General features: G+C 66.1%; 19 protein-coding genes and 1 pseudogene. 9 read left to right on the forward strand and 11 right to left on the reverse strand.

Going from position 1 to position 16,755, the window contains the following annotated elements; all coding sequences use genetic code 11:
* Window positions 1-36: 36 nt before the first annotated feature.
* The 5 genes from ACZK5N_RS04610 to ACZK5N_RS04630 all read right to left on the reverse strand — a co-directional run bounded on the left by ACZK5N_RS04610 (window position 37) and on the right by ACZK5N_RS04630 (window position 5,736).
* Window positions 37-1,011, reverse strand: coding sequence for a substrate-binding domain-containing protein (locus tag ACZK5N_RS04610; RefSeq protein ID WP_459019482.1), 975 nt, complete (start codon window positions 1,009-1,011; stop codon window positions 37-39).
* Window positions 1,012-1,092: 81 nt separating this feature from the next.
* Window positions 1,093-2,115, reverse strand: coding sequence for an ABC transporter permease (locus ACZK5N_RS04615; RefSeq protein ID WP_459019481.1), 1,023 nt, complete (start codon window positions 2,113-2,115; stop codon window positions 1,093-1,095).
* 3 nt (window positions 2,116-2,118) lie between these two features.
* Window positions 2,119-3,687 carry a sugar ABC transporter ATP-binding protein gene (locus ACZK5N_RS04620; protein WP_459019480.1) on the reverse strand — a complete coding sequence of 523 codons (1,569 nt, stop codon included), beginning with the start codon at window positions 3,685-3,687 and terminating at the stop codon, window positions 2,119-2,121.
* Window positions 3,688-3,910: 223 nt separating this feature from the next.
* Entirely contained in the window at window positions 3,911-4,684 is a 774-nt protein-coding gene (locus ACZK5N_RS04625) for a TIM barrel protein (protein ID WP_459019479.1), read from the reverse strand.
* Window positions 4,681-5,736, reverse strand: coding sequence for a Gfo/Idh/MocA family oxidoreductase (locus tag ACZK5N_RS04630; protein ID WP_459019478.1), 1,056 nt, complete (start codon window positions 5,734-5,736; stop codon window positions 4,681-4,683). The genes ACZK5N_RS04625 and ACZK5N_RS04630 overlap by 4 nt, the downstream gene beginning before the upstream one ends.
* Window positions 5,737-5,907: 171 nt before the next feature.
* Between ACZK5N_RS04630 and ACZK5N_RS04635 the strand changes: the two genes are divergently transcribed.
* The 3 genes from ACZK5N_RS04635 (at window position 5,908) to ACZK5N_RS04645 (ending at window position 7,974) form a co-directional block, all read left to right on the forward strand.
* Window positions 5,908-7,020, forward strand: a complete 1,113-nt coding sequence (locus ACZK5N_RS04635; protein ID WP_459019477.1) for a LacI family DNA-binding transcriptional regulator — start codon at window positions 5,908-5,910, stop codon at window positions 7,018-7,020.
* Between the two features lie 383 nt (window positions 7,021-7,403).
* A complete protein-coding gene (locus tag ACZK5N_RS04640) occupies window positions 7,404-7,538 on the forward strand; it encodes a hypothetical protein (RefSeq protein WP_459019476.1) in 135 nt (44 codons plus the stop codon).
* A 40-nt stretch (window positions 7,539-7,578) separates the two neighbouring features.
* Entirely contained in the window at window positions 7,579-7,974 is a 396-nt protein-coding gene (locus ACZK5N_RS04645) for a hypothetical protein (protein ID WP_459019475.1), read from the forward strand.
* 70 nt (window positions 7,975-8,044) lie between these two features.
* Here the strand turns inward: ACZK5N_RS04645 and ACZK5N_RS04650 are convergent, their stop codons facing one another.
* The gene (locus tag ACZK5N_RS04650; RefSeq protein WP_459019474.1) at window positions 8,045-8,614 is read right to left on the reverse strand and encodes a P-loop NTPase family protein; all 570 of its coding nucleotides are present in this window, start codon (window positions 8,612-8,614) and stop codon (window positions 8,045-8,047) included.
* A 114-nt stretch (window positions 8,615-8,728) separates the two neighbouring features.
* Between ACZK5N_RS04650 and ACZK5N_RS04655 the strand changes: the two genes are divergently transcribed.
* Window positions 8,729-9,268, forward strand: a complete 540-nt coding sequence (locus ACZK5N_RS04655) for a DUF1697 domain-containing protein (RefSeq protein WP_459019473.1) — start codon at window positions 8,729-8,731, stop codon at window positions 9,266-9,268.
* 357 nt (window positions 9,269-9,625) lie between these two features.
* Window positions 9,626-9,853 (forward strand): hypothetical protein, encoded by a 228-nt coding sequence (locus ACZK5N_RS04660; RefSeq protein ID WP_459019472.1) that lies wholly within the window; start codon window positions 9,626-9,628, stop codon window positions 9,851-9,853.
* Between the two features lie 29 nt (window positions 9,854-9,882).
* Here ACZK5N_RS04660 and ACZK5N_RS04665 read toward each other — a convergent pair whose 3' ends face one another.
* Together ACZK5N_RS04665 and ACZK5N_RS04670 are read right to left on the reverse strand one after the other, a co-directional pair.
* Window positions 9,883-10,476, reverse strand: a complete 594-nt coding sequence (locus ACZK5N_RS04665; protein WP_459019471.1) for a hypothetical protein — start codon at window positions 10,474-10,476, stop codon at window positions 9,883-9,885.
* A gap of 60 nt (window positions 10,477-10,536) precedes the next feature.
* Window positions 10,537-11,490, reverse strand: a complete 954-nt coding sequence (locus tag ACZK5N_RS04670) for a GlxA family transcriptional regulator (protein WP_459019470.1) — start codon at window positions 11,488-11,490, stop codon at window positions 10,537-10,539.
* Between the two features lie 104 nt (window positions 11,491-11,594).
* Between ACZK5N_RS04670 and ACZK5N_RS04675 the strand changes: the two genes are divergently transcribed.
* The 3 genes from ACZK5N_RS04675 (at window position 11,595) to ACZK5N_RS04685 (ending at window position 13,501) form a co-directional block, all read left to right on the forward strand.
* Window positions 11,595-12,230: an isochorismatase family protein gene (locus tag ACZK5N_RS04675; RefSeq protein ID WP_459019469.1), complete on the forward strand. Its 636-nt coding sequence runs from the start codon at window positions 11,595-11,597 to the stop codon at window positions 12,228-12,230.
* A gap of 184 nt (window positions 12,231-12,414) precedes the next feature.
* Window positions 12,415-12,717 carry a HigA family addiction module antitoxin gene (locus ACZK5N_RS04680; RefSeq protein WP_459019468.1) on the forward strand — a complete coding sequence of 101 codons (303 nt, stop codon included), beginning with the start codon at window positions 12,415-12,417 and terminating at the stop codon, window positions 12,715-12,717.
* Between the two features lie 274 nt (window positions 12,718-12,991).
* Entirely contained in the window at window positions 12,992-13,501 is a 510-nt protein-coding gene (locus ACZK5N_RS04685; RefSeq protein ID WP_459019467.1) for a hypothetical protein, read from the forward strand.
* A gap of 233 nt (window positions 13,502-13,734) precedes the next feature.
* Here ACZK5N_RS04685 and ACZK5N_RS04690 read toward each other — a convergent pair whose 3' ends face one another.
* The 3 genes and pseudogenes from ACZK5N_RS04690 to ACZK5N_RS04700 all read right to left on the reverse strand — a co-directional run.
* Window positions 13,735-14,091, reverse strand: a complete 357-nt coding sequence (locus tag ACZK5N_RS04690) for a nucleotide pyrophosphohydrolase (protein WP_459019466.1) — start codon at window positions 14,089-14,091, stop codon at window positions 13,735-13,737.
* A 17-nt stretch (window positions 14,092-14,108) separates the two neighbouring features.
* On the reverse strand, window positions 14,109-15,944 hold the full coding sequence (locus ACZK5N_RS04695; RefSeq protein ID WP_459019465.1) for a DNA/RNA helicase domain-containing protein: 1,836 nt from the start codon (window positions 15,942-15,944) through the stop codon (window positions 14,109-14,111).
* 50 nt (window positions 15,945-15,994) lie between these two features.
* Window positions 15,995-16,474 (reverse strand): annotated as a pseudogene (locus ACZK5N_RS04700) (helicase); the annotation flags it as partial.
* Window positions 16,475-16,611: 137 nt separating this feature from the next.
* Here ACZK5N_RS04700 and ACZK5N_RS04705 point away from each other — a divergent pair.
* The gene (locus ACZK5N_RS04705) at window positions 16,612-16,740 is read left to right on the forward strand and encodes a hypothetical protein (protein WP_459019464.1); all 129 of its coding nucleotides are present in this window, start codon (window positions 16,612-16,614) and stop codon (window positions 16,738-16,740) included.
* Window positions 16,741-16,755: the final 15 nt, after the last annotated feature.

The following is a 16,755-nucleotide window of genomic DNA, read 5'->3' on the forward strand; positions in this document are numbered from 1 at the left end:
TGACTCTGGCCGGGCCTCACGCGGGGTGGATTCGGGTCAGCCGGTGATCTGCTTGATCTCCGGGTCGTCCATGTTCTCCGCGGTGACCCAGGCCGAAGGAGACACGATCTTGTCCGACGACGGCGTGGTTCCTTCGATGGCCTCGATGAGTGACTTCACCGTCTGGTAGCCCATGTTGTAGGGGTTCTGCGTCACCACACCGTCGATCTTCCCCTCAGCGATGAGAGTGAGGACGTCCGGATTCGAGTCCACTCCGACCACCCTGGTGTCCATGCCCATGGCGGCGACCTGATCGGCGATCGCGATGGTGGGGTACTCACCGGTGCCGACGAGTGCGTCCAGGTCCGGGTTCGCCTGAAGGATGCCCTGGGCCTTGTCGCGGGCCTTTGCCGGATCCGCCTCCCCGTTCTGGATGTCGACGATCTCGATGTCGGGTGCGTTGGCCTCCATCCACTCGACGAATCCGTCGCGACGGAGGGCTGCCGTGCCGACGACGCCGTTGACGACGAGAGCGACCTTGCCCTTGTTGCCGATGAGGGCTGCGGTCTCCTCGGCCGCCAGGGCGCCGATCGCGGTGTTGTCCGACGCGATCGTCACGATCGGGAGTTCAGACGACGACAGAGGCGTGTCGTAGACGGCGATCGGAATGCCGGCCTCCTCAGCCTGTTCGAGAATAGTTGGAGCGCCGTCCTGGGCCCCGTCCTGGGGGGCGAACCCGATGCCGTCGACCTTGTCGTTGACGGCGGTCTGCAGCATGTTGAGCTGGCGGTCGCCTTCGCTTTCGGTGTCGGGGGCGTTCCACGTCACGTCAGCGCCGAATTCCTCGCCGGCGGCCAGTGCCCCGTTCTTGATCAGCGTTCCGAAGTCCGAGATGCCCTTGCCGACGATCGAGATGCGGATCTTGGCTTCGCCCGAGTCGGCCACGCCAGTGGATGCGGTGGAGTCGGCGCATCCGGCCAGGGCGGTCGCCATGAGCGCGGTGGCCGCGCAGTACGTGAACAGCTTCTTCATTGAAGTTCTCCTTCTTGATGTCCCTGAGGGACGGTGAGTTTCCGGGATCGGCGCTTGTCCGATCACGATGGGGGGGATGGGTCACTCTTCTTTGCCGCCGCGGCGCATGATGTCGACGATGACGGCGATGAGGACGACGACGCCGAGGACCACCTTCTGCCATTGGTCGGGGACGCCCATGACGGTGAGTCCGTTGAAGATGGTCTGGATGGTGACGGCGCCGATCACAGCGCCGAAGATGGATGCGCGTCCACCACGCAGCGAGGTGCCGCCGATGACGGCCGCGGCGATCGCGTACATCTCGTAGCCCTGCCCCAGCGTGGGCTGGGCTGCGGAGAGGCGCGACGACATCAGCACGCCGGAGATGCCGGTGAAGACGCCGCAGATCACGTACGCCAGCACCTCGTAGCGCTTGGTGTTGACGCCCGAGATGCGCGTGGCCTCCTTGTTGGAGCCGATGGAGAGCGCGTACCTGCCCACCACGGTCTTGTTCATGACCACGCCGGCAACGATGGCCAGCAGGATCAGGATCACCACACCGTTGGGGATGCCGGGGATGGCCTGGCCCATGGCGATCTGGTCGTAGCCCTCCACGGAGCGCAGCGAGACGGTCTTGCCATCGGCCAGCACCAGGGCGGCCCCGGCGCACACCATCATCATGGCCAGCGTGGCGATCATCGGCTGCATCTTCACGTAGGCCACCAACGAGCCGTTGATGAGGCCCAGAAGTGCGCCGGCAGCCAGACCACCGAGAATGCCCGCCCACATGGGCAGCTGCAGCCCGCTCTCAGCGATGAGGAGGGCGGTGATGACGGAGGTGAACGCCATGCCGAGGCCTGGTGTGAGGTCGATGCCGCCGGTGGCGATGACGAAGCACAGCCCGATCGCCTGGACGCCGGTGACGACGGAGGCCAGCAGCAGGGAGGAGATGTTCGCCCAGCTGGCGAAGTTGGGCTGCATGATCGTGAAGAACACGCCCAGCCCCACCACGACGAGCAGCACCATGCCCTGCTGGATGAACACCTTGTATCTGTCGGGAACCGCCCACTTCGGTGCTGCGGTGGTGGCGGTGGGGACTGTGGGAAGGGTGGTGTCGATGCTCATGGCTCACGCCTCAATCTGGTGTTGGGTCGGGTTGAATCGCGTGGCCAGCTCCATGATCTTTTCCTGGGTGGCCTCGGCGTTGGTGAGGACGCCGGTGATGCGTCCGTCGCACATGACGACGACGCGGTCTGACATGCGCAGGACTTCCTCCATCTCGGAGGAGATCATGATGATCGACTTGCCCTCCTGCTTGGTCAGGCGGTCGAGCAGCTCGTAGATCTCCTGCTTGGCGCCCACGTCGATCCCGCGCGTGGGCTCGTCGAAGATGAGGACGTCGCAGTCCCTGAGCAGCCACTTGGCGAGGACCACCTTCTGCTGGTTGCCACCGGAGAGGTTGCGCACCAGTTGGCGGACGGTGGGGGTCTTCGTCGACAGGGCGGCCGCCCACTTCTCCCCCGCCTTGCGCATGGCTCCGTCCTGCAGCAGGCCGAACCGGCTGAACTTGCCGATGGACGCCAGGACGGTGTTGGCGGCGACGCTCTGCTGGAGGATCAGCCCGTACCGCTTGCGGTCCTCCGAGAGGTAGCCGATGCCTAGGCGCACCGCGTCGCCAGGGTGACCGATGCGGGCGACCCGCCCGTTGATCTTCACGGTTCCGGCCGTCTTGCGGTCGGCGCCGATGAGCGCACGGGCCGTCTCGGTGCGGCCAGCGCCCATGAGCCCGGCGAAGCCGAGGATCTCACCCTTCTCCAGGGTGAAGCTGACGTCCTTCAACAGCTCGGCCGTGGACAGGTGCTCCACCTCCAGGACCGGGGCAGTGGGGGTCCGCGGGCTGGGTCGGATGTCCGTGGCGATCGTGCGGCCCACCATCAGCTGGATGATCTCGTGGATGGTGAGCTCGGCCGCCGGCCTGGTGCCGACGAGCTCACCATCGCGGAGCACCGTGACCTGCGTGGCGAGCCGGCGGATCTCCTCCATGCGGTGGGAAATGTAGACAACCGCGGTCGACGGGGTGATGAAGTTGTCGATGATGCGGAACAGCGTCTCCACTTCGGCGTCGGTCAGGGCCGCGGTGGGCTCGTCCATGATCAGGATGGAGGAGTTGAACGACAGAGCCTTGGCAATCTCGACCATCTGCTGCTGGGCCACGGTCAGCAGCCCGACGGGGACCTTCGGGTCGATGTCGACGCCGAGCCGGTCCAACAGCTCGGCGGCCCTCCGGTTGAGGGCACGGTCGTCGTTGATCACTCCACCGGGCAGCTTCGGCTCACGGCCGATGAAGATGTTCTGCGCCACAGTGAGGTGGTTCATCAGGAAGAACTCCTGGTGGATGACGCTGATGCCCGAGTGGTGCGCGGACAGCGGCGTGGGCAGGGTCACCTTCTCCCCGCGGAGCCGGATCTCGCCGGAATCCGGCTGATACAGGCCTGCGAAGATCTTCATCATGGTCGACTTGCCGGCGCCGTTCTCGCCCACCAGGGCGTGAACCTCACCGCCGCGCAGGGTGAAATCGACGTTGTGCAGGGCCCGGACACCGGGAAACACCTTGCCAACCCCCCGTGCCTCGAGCAGGATCTCGCCTGGCCCGGTGGGCGGGACCGCCCTCACCTCTGTCATGAGGTTCGTCATCATCAGCCTCCTTGCTGTGTGGATGCCCCGCTGAATACTGGGGGCCGTGGTTCGGCGCCTCCACCGCCCTGAGGCGGTGGAGTGCCCGGTGTGTGCTGCGCCTGGCGTCGTTGCCCGGCCGTGGGCCCCTTCTGGGGCGGGGGTGCGGCGGTCACCTCTGTGGGCCGCCAGCCCGGCGGCTCGACCCATCTCGATATTCAGCTTGCAGCGGCCGCCGCACATCCGCTCAGGCGAATGCGGCCTGGAAGGCGTCGAGGGCTGCGTCTGAGTCGCTCTTGGCGAACGCCTCCATGGCGACGACCCCGTCGTATCCGATGGCCTTGAGGGCCGCCGCGACGGCCTCGTAGCGGATCTCACCGGTCCCGGGCTCACAGCGCCCCGGCACGTCGGCCACCTGGATCTCGCCGATCCACGGCTGGCACTCCCTCACCAGCTCGACGAGGTTCCCCTCGCCGATCTGCGCGTGATAGAGGTCCAGGTTCATGCGCAGGTGCGGGGAGTCGACGGCTGCCACGAGGGCGCGGGTGTCGGCCGCCAGCGCGAAGGGGGTGCCTGGATGGTCGACGGGGAGATTGAGGTTCTCCAGGGTGAAGACCTTGTCGTGGCGTGCCCCGAGGTCCGCGAGGCGACGCAGCGTGTCCGCCGCCCGCAGCCACATGGTGGGCGTGACCACCTGGACCGGCTTGACGGGGAGCCCGCCCTCGCCGAGGCCGGTGCCATGCACGTTGAGGCTCGGGCAGCCCAGGCGCTTGGCCACTTCGACAGACTTCTCGGCGGTGGCAAGGAATTGCTCGATGCCGTCGTCGTCGGTCAGCGTTCCGGTCAGGTAGCCCGTCATCGACACGATGGTGGCCCCGCTCTTCGCGAGGGCATCGATGTCCTTGTTGGACCAGTCCCAGATCTCGACCAGCAGACCGCGCTCGTCGATACGCTTGACGCGCTCGAGGAACGGCAGATCCAGGTAGATCATCTCGGCGCTGGCGGCCAGGCGGTAGCTCATCGCTCGACCTCCTCGACGAGCACGGCCCGCTTCTCCTCAACGCTCTTGATCGCGGCCAGGGCGATACCCAGCGCCACGCGTGCCGCAGCGCCCGGCACCGGCGACGGCCCGCCGCTCCGAACAGCCTCGGCGAACGCCTCGAACTCTCCAAGGTAGGCATCGCGCAGCAGGTCGGAGTCCATCCTGGAGGTGTCGACGGAGATGCCGTCGGCGGTGTAGGCGGTCATGTTGGTGGTGCGCACGTCACCGGCGGTGCACATGCCGGCGGAGCCGAACACCTCGCCGCGGACGTCGTAGCCGTACAGGGCTGAGAAGTTGGCCTCCGCCACCGCGATGGCGGCGTTGTCGAACTCGATGGTGACCACGGCAGTGTCCAGGTGGCCGAGCTCCTTGGCGTCGGGCCGCACAAGGGCGTCGGCCAGGGCCGTCACGCGGACCGGCGCAGCACCGGGGTTGAGCCAGCACAGGGTGTCGAAGTCGTGGATCAGAGTCTCGAAGAAGATGGTCCACTGGGGGATCCTCGTCGGGTCCCCCGTGAAGGGGCCGGGATCCCGGGTGAGGGAGCGCAGCAGCTGCGGCGTCCCGATCCGGCCGGCGTCGACGGCGGCCCGCGCAGCGGCGAAGGCGGGTGCGAAGCGGCGGTTGAAGCCCACCTGAAGAACCACCCCGGCCTGTTCAGCGGCGGCGATCGCCCGGTCCGCGTCCTCGAGCGTCACGGCCATCGGCTTCTCCACGAAGACGTGCTTGCCCGCCTGGGCGGCAGCGACGACGAGCTCAGTATGCGAGCGGGCCGGGGCCGCGATGACGACGGCGTCGATGCCGGGGTTGTCCCAGATGTCGTTGACGTTCTGGGTGGCGACGGGGACCCGCAGGGCGGTCGCGAGCCGAGCCGCGGCACCCTCGACGGGGTCGTAGATGGCGGCGAGTTCGACGCCGGGTACCCGGTGGGCGAGAAGCTCGGCGTGGCTGGCGCCGATGCGACCGGCCCCGAGCAGGGCCACCCTCACAGCCCACGGGTCTTCGGTTGTCGTGACTTCGTTGTCAGTGGTCATGGTGTGCAGTCTCCCTTGGCTAACACGTGCTACTTACACGTGCTAGATTGGCACAGTCGCAACCGAGAGTCAAGAATTTGTCCGAACATCTTTCGGAGTCTCGTGGACCGAGTGCCGATAGATTGTCCGTGCAGCACAGACGCTGCTCCGTTAGCCGGGAAGGAGGATGTCGTGAACGAAACGCCCCTGGGCTCCGCCCTCGACGCAGCCCGGCCCTCCGGCGGTCATCGGCCCACCATGGGAGATGTGGCCAAGGCTGCGGGTGTGTCACGGCCCCTGGTCTCCATGGTCATGCGAGACGCACCCGGCGCGAGCGACGCCACACGCGAACGCGTCAAGCGAATCGCCCGAGAGATGGGGTACGTCCCTGATGAGCGGGCGCGCAAGCTGCGCCAGAAGTCGTCGAAGCTGATCGGCATCGCGTTCGAACTGCAGCACCCGTTCCACGGCGATGTCGTGGAGCAGCTCTATCTCGCAGCCGCAGAGCGCGGCTACGACGTCGCCCTGTCGGCTGTCTCGCCGTCGAGGGACGAGGTCAGAGCCGTCGAGTCACTGATTCGTGAACGATGCGAGGCACTGATCGTGCTCAGCCTGCAACCAGACGCCGAGCATCTCTTGGCCATCGCCGAGACGCTCCCTGTGGTGACAGTCGCCCGCCGGCTCAAGACGCCAACCATGGGCATCATCCGCGGCGACGACCGGGCAGGCATGCGGCTCGCCGTCAAGCACATGGCCGAGCTCGGGCATGTGCGCATCGCGCACATCGACGGCGCACGAGCGCCTGGCAGCGCGGATCGCCGCGCCAGCTATCGGAAGTCGATGCAGCACCTCGGCCTGGCCGCGCACATCGACGTGGTGCCGGGCGGCCCCACGGAGGAGGACGGCGCGCAGGGGCTAGAAGAGTTGCTGTCGCGGCCGATCCCACCCACCGCCGTCCTCGCGTTCAACGACCGGTGCGCGGCGGGCGCGCTTGAGTACGCGGTCCGCTCGGGGCTGCGGGTCCCCGACGACATTTCGCTCATGGGCTACGACGATTCCAGGCTGTCGCGCAGGACCCACGTGCAGCTCACCACCATCTCGCAGGACACCCACGAGCAGGCCGCAAGAGCCGTGGAGTTGGCCATCGAGCAGATTCACGGGAAGCCGCCCCGAGAGGTTGTGGTGCAACCCCACCTGGTCGTGCGCAACACGACGAAGGCGCCGCCGGACGCAGGCAAGGACCTTCCAGTCACCCCAGGGCCCGAGAGTAGAGCAGTGAGCACACCGCGACCTGCTCGCCGCTGAGCGATACGTTGATCGCCATGGAGGGAGATTCGGGGGCCGTCATGGACGTCAAGCGGATGCGGCTGCGGTACGCAGGCTGCTGCGCGCTCTGCGGCACGTCGTTGAGCGCCAGCGTCATCGCGGACTACCACCGCGACAGTAAGACTGTGACGTGCGTGACATGCGTGCATCCTCCAATCGGCCGGACGGGACCGCTCGCTCACGATGCAAATGCCGACTCGCCAGCCCGGGAGACTTCGCCCGACCCGGCAGCTCAGCCGGTGGACGCCGAGGGTCCCCCAAACCTGGGAGTTGTCGACGGGCACGGAGGGGCTTCCGCGGCGGCAGAGTACCGACGGCGCCACGATGCCCGCCGCGAGCGCGTCCTCAACAACCATCCGCGCATGGGCCGCTTCCTACTCGCCGTATTCGACGATCCACAGTCCATCCGTGCCTGGTCCGTCGGCGCGGAGGGCGAACGGATGCTCAGCGAGATGCTGGCCTCCATGGCAGGGCACTCGCTGCGCGTCTTTGCATGACCGACGGATCCCGCGCACTCGGGCAAACATCGACCACCTGGTGGTCTGCCCCACCGGCATCGTGGTGGTGGACGCCAAGCGGTACCGCAACGCCCGGCCAGCGCTTCGGGTCGAGGGCGGCCTCCTCCGGCCTCGGGTCGAGTCGCTAATGGTCGGGGGTCGTGATCGCAGCGCCCTGGTGACGGGGATGCAGAAGCAGGTCGCTCTGGTCCGGGCGGCGCTGGCCGATCACCCCGAGGTGCCGGTGCGTGGCGTTCTGTGTTTCGTCGATGCGGACTGGCCGCTCATCGGAGGCTCGTTCGCCATCAACGACGTGGCGGTGGTGTGGCCCAAGAAGCTCAAGGCGATGTTGACCGAGCCCGGACCCTTGGATGAGGCCCAGATCGCCGACCTGCAGTGGGAACTCCACGAGGCGTTCCCTCGAGCCCGGGGGTGACTCGAACAGCAGTACGCGCTGGAGCAGCCGACGTTTGACTCAAGGTGCTTGGAGGCGGTACGCCGCTGCGTCAGCGCGACGACGCCGCGAGCGGCCCCGCGAGCCATGCGCGCACCTCCCGGTGCGACTGCAGTCGGACAACGGGCAGTTCGGGGCGTTGGCCCATCAGAGCGACGATTCGCTCGGCTGTCCGACGACGGGTCTTCCACGCCCAGCGGATGATGTGGTCGGGCTTGGTGAACGCGGTCCATAGCGACGGTTCACGATTGCCGTTCCAGAGCACCTCGCGTCGCAGCTGTCGACGCAGCGTCCTCACCGTGACCTGACGCATCACTGTGGCGACAGGCAAGTCGAGCCAGACCACCAGATCGGCTCGGGCAGCGAGGGCGGCGCGGGCACTGCTGTACTGCCATTCGGTCACCCACTCATCCTCCGCCACGAGCGCAGACACATCGGCCAGAAACGACTCCCGAGGAGTCCAGTTCGGACCGTGATAGAGCGCATCGATCTCGACGTGCGGGATGCCCAGCTGACGTGCGATTCGAAACGCCAAGGTCGTCTTCCCCGATCCGGACGTCCCCGCCACCAGCACGCGGTGCGGGCACGCCTGAAGTGACTGGGTGGAGGTGAGCACAGGCACGCCGACAGCTTGACACACAACCCGGTTCCTACGTCGCGCTGGCTCTGTCCACGGCCACAATGTCAGCGCCATTAGCGGATGTTCGACCGGTGCCCGCATGAGACGATCGGGCACGTGGACATCCAGGTGGCGTTCTTCCGGAACATGAACCTCGGCCAGTCGCGGAGCCGATCACCGCGCAACTCCGAGCTCCTTGACGCATTCGCAGCCGCCGGCGCGACCAGCGCCGTGAACTTCCAGACCAACGGCACCGTGATCTTCACCGGTGATGAACCAGCAGCACTCGCGGAGTCCGTCGTGACCCGCCTCACCACAGCCACCGGCTATGCCGACCTCGTCGTCGTCCGCTCCGCTGCCTTGCTTATCGACACCGTCGGACAGATTGACCCCGGCCTGACCGCAGGGGAGGTCGCCCTCTTCGACGCCCCCCGGCTCCCGGTGCTCGTGCTGCCTCACCTCGAACGCGCTCGTACCGGCGAGCTCGTCGTGCACGCACTCACCTGCCGGCACGCGGTCACGAGTGCCACCGGCGCAGGAGTCTCCGCCGGACCGGTACTGACCCGGCTGATCGGCGTCCCGGTCACCTGCCGCGGGATTCCCACGATGCGGCGACTCGTCGCTCGGCTGACGACGCTCAGCGCGCAGGCTGAGTAGGCCCTGGATCGACCATCACCTGAGACCCGCCCTGCACCGCGGAGACGGGCCCCCAGTGCAGCCCCCCACGCTCAACCGGGTCACAGGCCACCGCCACTACGGGCGCGTTGCCGCGCACGGGCCCTGAGCCAGTCTTAGGTACCGAACCACGCGGCGCGGAAACCTGCCCACAGCGGCACCCTCTGGTCTACCGCCGAGCGTGAACGCCAGGACTAGAGTCCCGCTGCCGCGGACCGTGCTGGGATGTGCGGCCTATGACCTCCGGATACCGGTCACCACCACTGACTACCGCGGTGGATAGCCGCGTGGCTGCAGGTCGCTGCTGAAGGCCGGCGGCCAGTCCACGAAGACGTCGACATGGCCGACTGCGACGGCGGCAAGTTATGCATCTACTCGGATTCCGCGCAGGACTGCACCGGATCGGGCTACGAAGGGGGCGAGCGCGCCACCTACCGAGCGGTCAACCTGAACGGCGAGTGGGCCGTGATCGTGCTGGGCCTACCCGACGAGGCAATCAATCCGGCGCTGGCGAAAGAGGCACGCGTCGTGTTCGACTCGATCGCGTTCCTTGGAACCGGCGAGTGACGATCGGTCACGACCGCATTCTGGACGCCTCACCCGAACTCCGACCGGGGCGGGCGCGAACTACGTCGGCGGAACCGCGCTGCGATGGCGATGACAACGCCGATCGCCAGCAGCATGAAGCTCGCCGATAGGGCCAGCCACTTGCCGGCGGTGAAGAAGGGCGCCAGGTCGGGCAACAGCGGCGTCCGCGCCGGATAGCGTGCCATCACCGTCGCGGTGCAGATGTTTTCGGCATAATCCAGCGCCACCGCGACGACCGGAAGCAGGGCCACCCCTCGCCACCGACTCTCGGGAGCTGCCCCACGCGCCCAGACCCAGGCGAGCGTCGTCACCAGGAACGCCCCGTACACCAGCGGCCAGATGACGTCGAACGTGACGCGCGCGTGGACGTAGGCCGCTCGACCATCCGGCCCCCACGCCTCGGCCGCTGCGTACAGGTCGTCCGCGGAGTACCACAGGGATGTGTCCGGGGCTGGGTAGCGGACCGTGTAGAAAGCCCCGGCCTCTGCCTGGGCTGGCAGCACCATGGCGGTGAACACCGCGAACACCACCACTGCACCTATGGCCATCCACCCCCGCACTCCGCGGGCCAGGGCCGCGGCTACCCGGTCCACCACCTTCATCGCACACCTCGTCCCTTGTGATGCAGCGATGCTATGCGGTTCTCCACGGTCGGAAGCGCGTCACTTCGAGGAAGCTGAGAATCGCTGGCGATAGGAGGTGGGCGTGGTCGCGTAAGTGGCGGTGAAGTTCTGCCTGAACGTCACGGCGCTGGTGAAGCCACAGGCGGCGGCGATGCGCGTGACGGGCCAGGCCGTCGTCTCCAGGAGGCGCCGGGCCTCGTCGAGGCGGCGGGCCAGGACCCAGCGCGCGGGAGTGGTGCCGGTGGCCTCGGCGAACCGTCGGGTGAAGTTGCGGCGGCTCATGCGCGCGTGGGCCGCGAGGTCGTCGACCGCGAGCTCGTGGTCGAGGTGGGCCAGTGCCCAGTCGATGGTCGGTCCGAGATGCCCCACGCCGCCGTGCTGGGGCATCGGGCGATCGATGTACTGGGCTTGGTCCCCGTCGCGGTGCGGTGCGACGACGAGGTTGCGGGCGACCGTCGCTGCGGCGGCGGAGCCCAAGTGGGACCGGACAATGTGCAGGCAGGCGTCGATGGCCGACGCGGTGCCGGCCGAGGTGAGGACGTCCCCGTGGTCGACGTAGAGCGCGGCGGGCTGGACTTTCACGGCGGGGCGACGGCGTGCGAGCTCCCCCGCTGACCCCCAGTGGGTCACGGCCTCGCGTCCGTCGAGCAGGCCGCTGTCCACCACAGGGAAGGCCCCCAGGCACAGGCCGGCGATCCGGCTTCCGCGTGCGTGTGCGGCGCGGATCCTGGCCGCCAGCGGCGCGTCGGTCAGGGGCAGATCGGCGGGCCAGGACGGCAGGACCACCAGGTCCGCGTCCGCCACCGCGTCGGGGCCCCTGACGTCCTCGATGCGGGGCCCTTCGGCGGTCCGGATGCCGCGGCCATCCCCGGTCCACACGACGGGATCCCACCCAGCGGCCAGGCTCTGACGGCCGACCTCACCGAAGACCAACAACGGCGCAGCCAGGTGGAACATCGTGATGCCGTCGAAGGCATGAACGGCAATGCGCATGATTGGCCTGATTCCATCGAAGAACGTCTTTCGCGCCACTCACGATAGCCGCTGCGCGGCACGATGCTGGATTGCGTCAGTTCCGCCAGCACAAGGAGAAAACCATGACCGCCCCCCGCCGAGCACTCATCGTCGTCGACGTCCAGCAGGAGTACTTCACCGGGATCCTCCAGATCCAGGCCCCGCCGCGCGACCAGACGCTCGCCAACATCGTGGCCGCCCTCGAGGTTGCACAGCAGCAGGAACTGCCCGTTGTCGTCGTGCAGCACGAGCTGCCGCAGGGTGCACCCGTCTTCGCCGCCGGCAGCGACAGCTGGTCGCTGCACCCGGAGATCGAGGAGCGCCTGAACCCGTCCTGGAAGCGCGTCAGCAAGGACAAGGGCAGTGTCTTCGCCGGCACCGACGTCGCCCAGTGGTTGGCCGCACGTGAGGTCGACACCATCACGATCGTCGGCTACATGACCAACAACTGCGACATCGCCACGGTCGTGGGCGCCGAGGGGCTCGGCCTGGCGGCAGAGATCCTCTCCGACGCCACCGGTGCCATCCACTTGGCCAACGAGGCCGGCCAGGTCTCCGCGGAACAGCTCCACGAGACCCTGCTCGTGCTCCTGCACTCCAACTTCGCCGCCGTGGCTTCCACCCGGGCATGGGCTACGGCAGTCACCGCCGGCCACGCCCTCCCCAAGAGCGATCTGGGGGCCTCCGCCACACAGGGTCGCGCTGCCTTCGGCGCCTGACCTGACCGCGAGTGCATGGGGTCCCCACGCACGTCCCAGCGCGGGGGCCCCACCCGCCCCACATCCAACGCCGGGCGCCAGCTATGACGCGTCGCGTTATAGTGGAGGCGTGATCAGATCCTTCAGGGACCCGGCAACCGAACTGACGTCGAAATCGTCGACCACCACTGAGGAGGTGCCACCCATGACATCAGCAACAACGATCCCGCCGATCCACCCGGGCGAGATCCTGATGGACGAGTTCCTGGAGCCGCTACAGATCAGCCAGAATCGGCTGGCCGTCGCGATCGGCGTACCCCCACGTCGGATCAACGAGATCGTGCACGGCAAGCGTCGGATCACCGCCGACACAGCGCTCCGGCTGGCTCGCTACTTCAGCACCACCGACAGGTTCTGGCTCAACCTCCAGACCCGCTTCGACCTCGAGGTCGAGAAGGACCACCTCGGCAACGCCCTCGACCGGATCGAACCGCTTCAGGCTGTCTGACTTCCCCGGAAGGGCAGATCCGTGCGCTCAGGCGGAGGCGGGCAGCAGCGGCGACGGCGCCCAGCTGTACGCCACCACCTCACCGCCAGCCACCCAGGACCCGACCAGGTCCGCGGCGAAGTCCAGCTCCGCCGTCAGCGTCAGCAACGAGGCATGGGGATCGATGCTCGTGGTCCTCCGGTGCCTCGCCACCCACCCCCGTATTGATCCACGAGAGAGTTATGCTCCGGTCAGGGCCCCTCAACGGGGCATTCCTCCTGACGAAAGGAAGCCCATGAACCGCAGCATCCTCTCCTCTGTCGTCGCCATGGTGGCCTCCCTCGCCATGACAGCCTGCTCCGGGAGCCCAGCCGACACCGCCTCCACCACACCGGACGACGCGCCGACGACGACGGCGGCAGCCAGCGCGGCACCCGCGACCAGCTCAGATGCGGACACTGGCACGGAGCAGTCAGTCGCCGAGGCATGCATGAGCATGGCTGAGCCGATTGCGGAGGCCGGAGAGAAACTGTCAGAGATCGCGTCAGTGGGCACCGGTGATCCCCAGAGTGCTGTCGACTCGTGGTCCACCCTGGTAGATGCCTATCGCTCGGTCGCTGACACGGTGACCAACCCGGAGGTCAAGGCTGCCGCAATCGCCGTCCGCGACGATCTCGCGACGCTGCGGGACGCCATGGAGAAGGCGTACGTGGATCAGGACATGGGCGCCATGAGCGAGTTCACTGACGCCACGTCTGCCTGGCAGGCCTCACAGACTGAACTGCAGACCCTCTGCGCGAGTTAGCATTGCGATCATCATGCAAAGCCGTGGGCAGAGACACTCGCACGACGCGCACCAACACATCTCCGCTGGTCGCGAGGAACAGTGCCTTCCCACAAGAGTTTCGAGGATGATGACTCCGCCTGCTGGCTGCTGACGGTATTCACTGCGACGCGACAGCAGAGGATAGACCGCTTGGCCGCCCACCGAGCGCGGCCGGCCTATTGGCCTTGCGTTGCTTCTGACGTGGCGCGGCTTCATTGCTTGTCTGGCGCGATCCCTGAGAACTCGCTAGGAGCATAACGTCGTCCGGCGCTCTCCAGCTTCGCAACCGCCGCATCAGCAAGATCGACACCAAGGACGTCAGCGAGTCGCAGGAGATAAATCAACACATCACTGAGTTCCTCCGCAGCTCTTATATTCCGCGCTGGTTCAGCGAATCGTGACGCTGCTTCATCCGCAGGCACCCACTGAAAAAGCTCGGCCAATTCCCCGACCTCCCCGACGAGTGCCAGTATTAGTGACTTCGGATCGTGGAACTGCTCCCAGTTTCTCTCTCGTGCAAAATCGCGAATCGCATCTGTCAGGGTGGTGATCGAATCAGTTCCAGTCATTCCAAGGATTCCTTCAGTCAACTACTGGCGAAGTAGGTTCGTAGGTAACCACGCAACGCGTCGTCGCACACGTAGATATATGTTCCCAGGATTCCCCGAGTCAGCAGGACCACGTAGATATTTCTGACCATCTCAGCGATATCTGCATCCGTGAACTTCCTGCCAAGCAAATTGTTATTGAGGGCCTTCCCCTTCGAGTCGAAGTAGTTCGCTCGGTCGAAGACAATCGACCTGTCTTGAAGGTCGTACCGCAGGTCTTTGCCGATGATCACACCTGCATAGTTGAGGTCGTATCCTTGGACCGTGTGTATCGATCCGACCTCTTCAATAGAGGTTCGGCTGCTTATCCAATCAGTTGGCGTCCTGTTCCAGCACAACCGCACGGCATCTATCTCGATGTCAAATATCTCATCGCCACCCAGGCGTTGCTTAGTGCGCGACACCCACGGCCAAGCATATCCGGCCACGAGCCTCGCCAGACCGCGCTCACGGTCGCGAGCGATGATGTCATTTCGCATCGCGACGAAGCTGTCGTAGAAGCGTAGATCGTAGTCCCCGAAGCCGCGCAGTGGGGCTGGGTCGCGCCCCGACATCACCTCGCGGACATACTGCACGTAGTCATCACCCGCCTGAACCCGCATCTGCGACAGGAGGCGGTAGCCACGCTGCTCTGCGCGGGCGATACCTCGCAGCCGATCAAGGGATGCGGCCGTCACATCTATGGGACGGACGCCCTGTCCCTGGTCCAGCAGGAAGATCTTGTGCCGGCTTCTCCGCATCACCCAGTCGATCTGCGTGAGTTGCTTCCAGTCCTCGTGTCCGAGAGCAAGTCTCATGCTGTTCTCACCAAACCTTTTGGTCAGCGTACCCATCGCTTGGGCCCCATACTGCGTGAGGCGGTGTGTCTCATCCACGACCAAGATGTCGTAGTCACGCGCATCGCTGGCGACATCGTAGGGCGTGAGCACCATGTCTCCCGAGAGACCGGGCGTCTTGTCGAAGACACGCCTGATGGACTGCCGCAGGGACTGCTGGGGCACAACGAGTCCTATGCGAGCTCCGGCGAGCATTTCGGGATGTCCTGGCGTGAAGAAGTCGCTGAAGACAGACTCGGCGTCGGGATTGTCTTGATCGTTTCCGTCGCGGATGTCTACGAGCAGCTTGATGAGGTAGATGGCGACGATCGTCTTGCCAGTCCCCGGGCCTCCCTCTACGACCGACACACTTCCCTTCTGCTTGGCCATGTCATAGAACAGCCCCTCGACAAGATCCTCGATCACCGCGGCCTGATCCTGGTTGAGTGCCTTGAATGGCGAAAGCTTGAAAAGGTCCGAATTCTGGATCTCCGGAATGCTCTTGTTGAAGAGTCCATGTTGGCGCAGTCGTGTGAAAATCTCACTGAACTTGGATTGGTACCGGTCTCGTTGGTAGTATTCGGCATTCGTGACCCCGTCGTTCCTGTTGAGGACCTCATAGCGGCCGTCACCGGAAAACATACGGATGAGAAAAGACTCAAGATCCAAGCAAGCGGACTTGTTAAATGTGTCGTCGATTACGACCCGAGCCACCTCGAGGCCGCGCTTGGCTTCGGACTCTAGATGCTGGTTGAGACGCCCCACAGCGTTGAGCGACTCGCCCACATACACGTTCTTGTTGTTGTTGAGAGTGTAGACGACAGGCCAATTCCGGTGACGCCCCTGCATGTCCTTCCATCCGCCCACACCGTCGGGAGCGAAGCTGAGAATCTCGATCCTGGTATCGCTGCCCAAAGCGACCCTTGGCTCAGAGGAAGCGGCAGCTGTCTCGGCGCGCGAAAAGGGAGACTCGGAGCCGAGGGGATCTGATTCGGGCATGGCTACTGCTCCGGGCTCTAGCTGACCTGGGCTCGGGCGGTGTGCCAGGCGAGGGCGCGTTCGCCTCGGCTGCGGCGGATGAGTTCGGAGAGGATCATGCCGATCTCGAGCGTCTTGCCGAGGCCGACGGCGTCGGCCAGGAGGATGCGGGGCCGCAGCGTCGCGGGGTCGAGGGCCTTGGCGACGGCCTTGTGCTGGTAGCCGAGCTGCCGGGCGAGCATGCGGGGCGAGACGGTGAGCGAGTCGTCGCTGAGGGGGACGGCGGTCTTGCGGAGCGTGGACTCCACCCAGAGGCGGGAGCGTCGGTACTTGGGTGAGTCGTCGGCGCGGACTTGAGTGTCGCGGGGGTCGTTGAGCCTGATCTGGTCCAGCGAAGGGTAGAAGACGGCGTCCTGGCCGCGGACCAGGTCGGAGAGGCCCTGGGCGTTGAGGACGGGTCCGTCGGACGACTCGTCCACCGAGGTGATCAGCCAGTCCTCGTCGCGCACCACGACGACGTTGCCGGGTGCGAAGGTGTCGGTGCTACTCATCGTGAGATGGAGCCTATCGGCTGGGCTGGTCACGTTGGTCGCGGGAGTCCAGGAGTCTGGGCGTCACCCACGTGAGATGCCTGACGGTCGGCGATCTAGGGCAGGAGGTCGAGGTACTGCTTCCTGGCAGGCATCGCATGGATGACCAACTCGTCACCGCCAACGAGGACGAGGACAACCGTCTCGAGCAGGCGCGCACGGGTATCGAACCCCAACCGGAGCTCTCGGTAGGGAGGTTCGTCGTCGGCAAGCGGCTCAATCCATAGTGCCCACTCTGCCGC

Source organism: Tessaracoccus pujii (assembly GCF_055326215.1).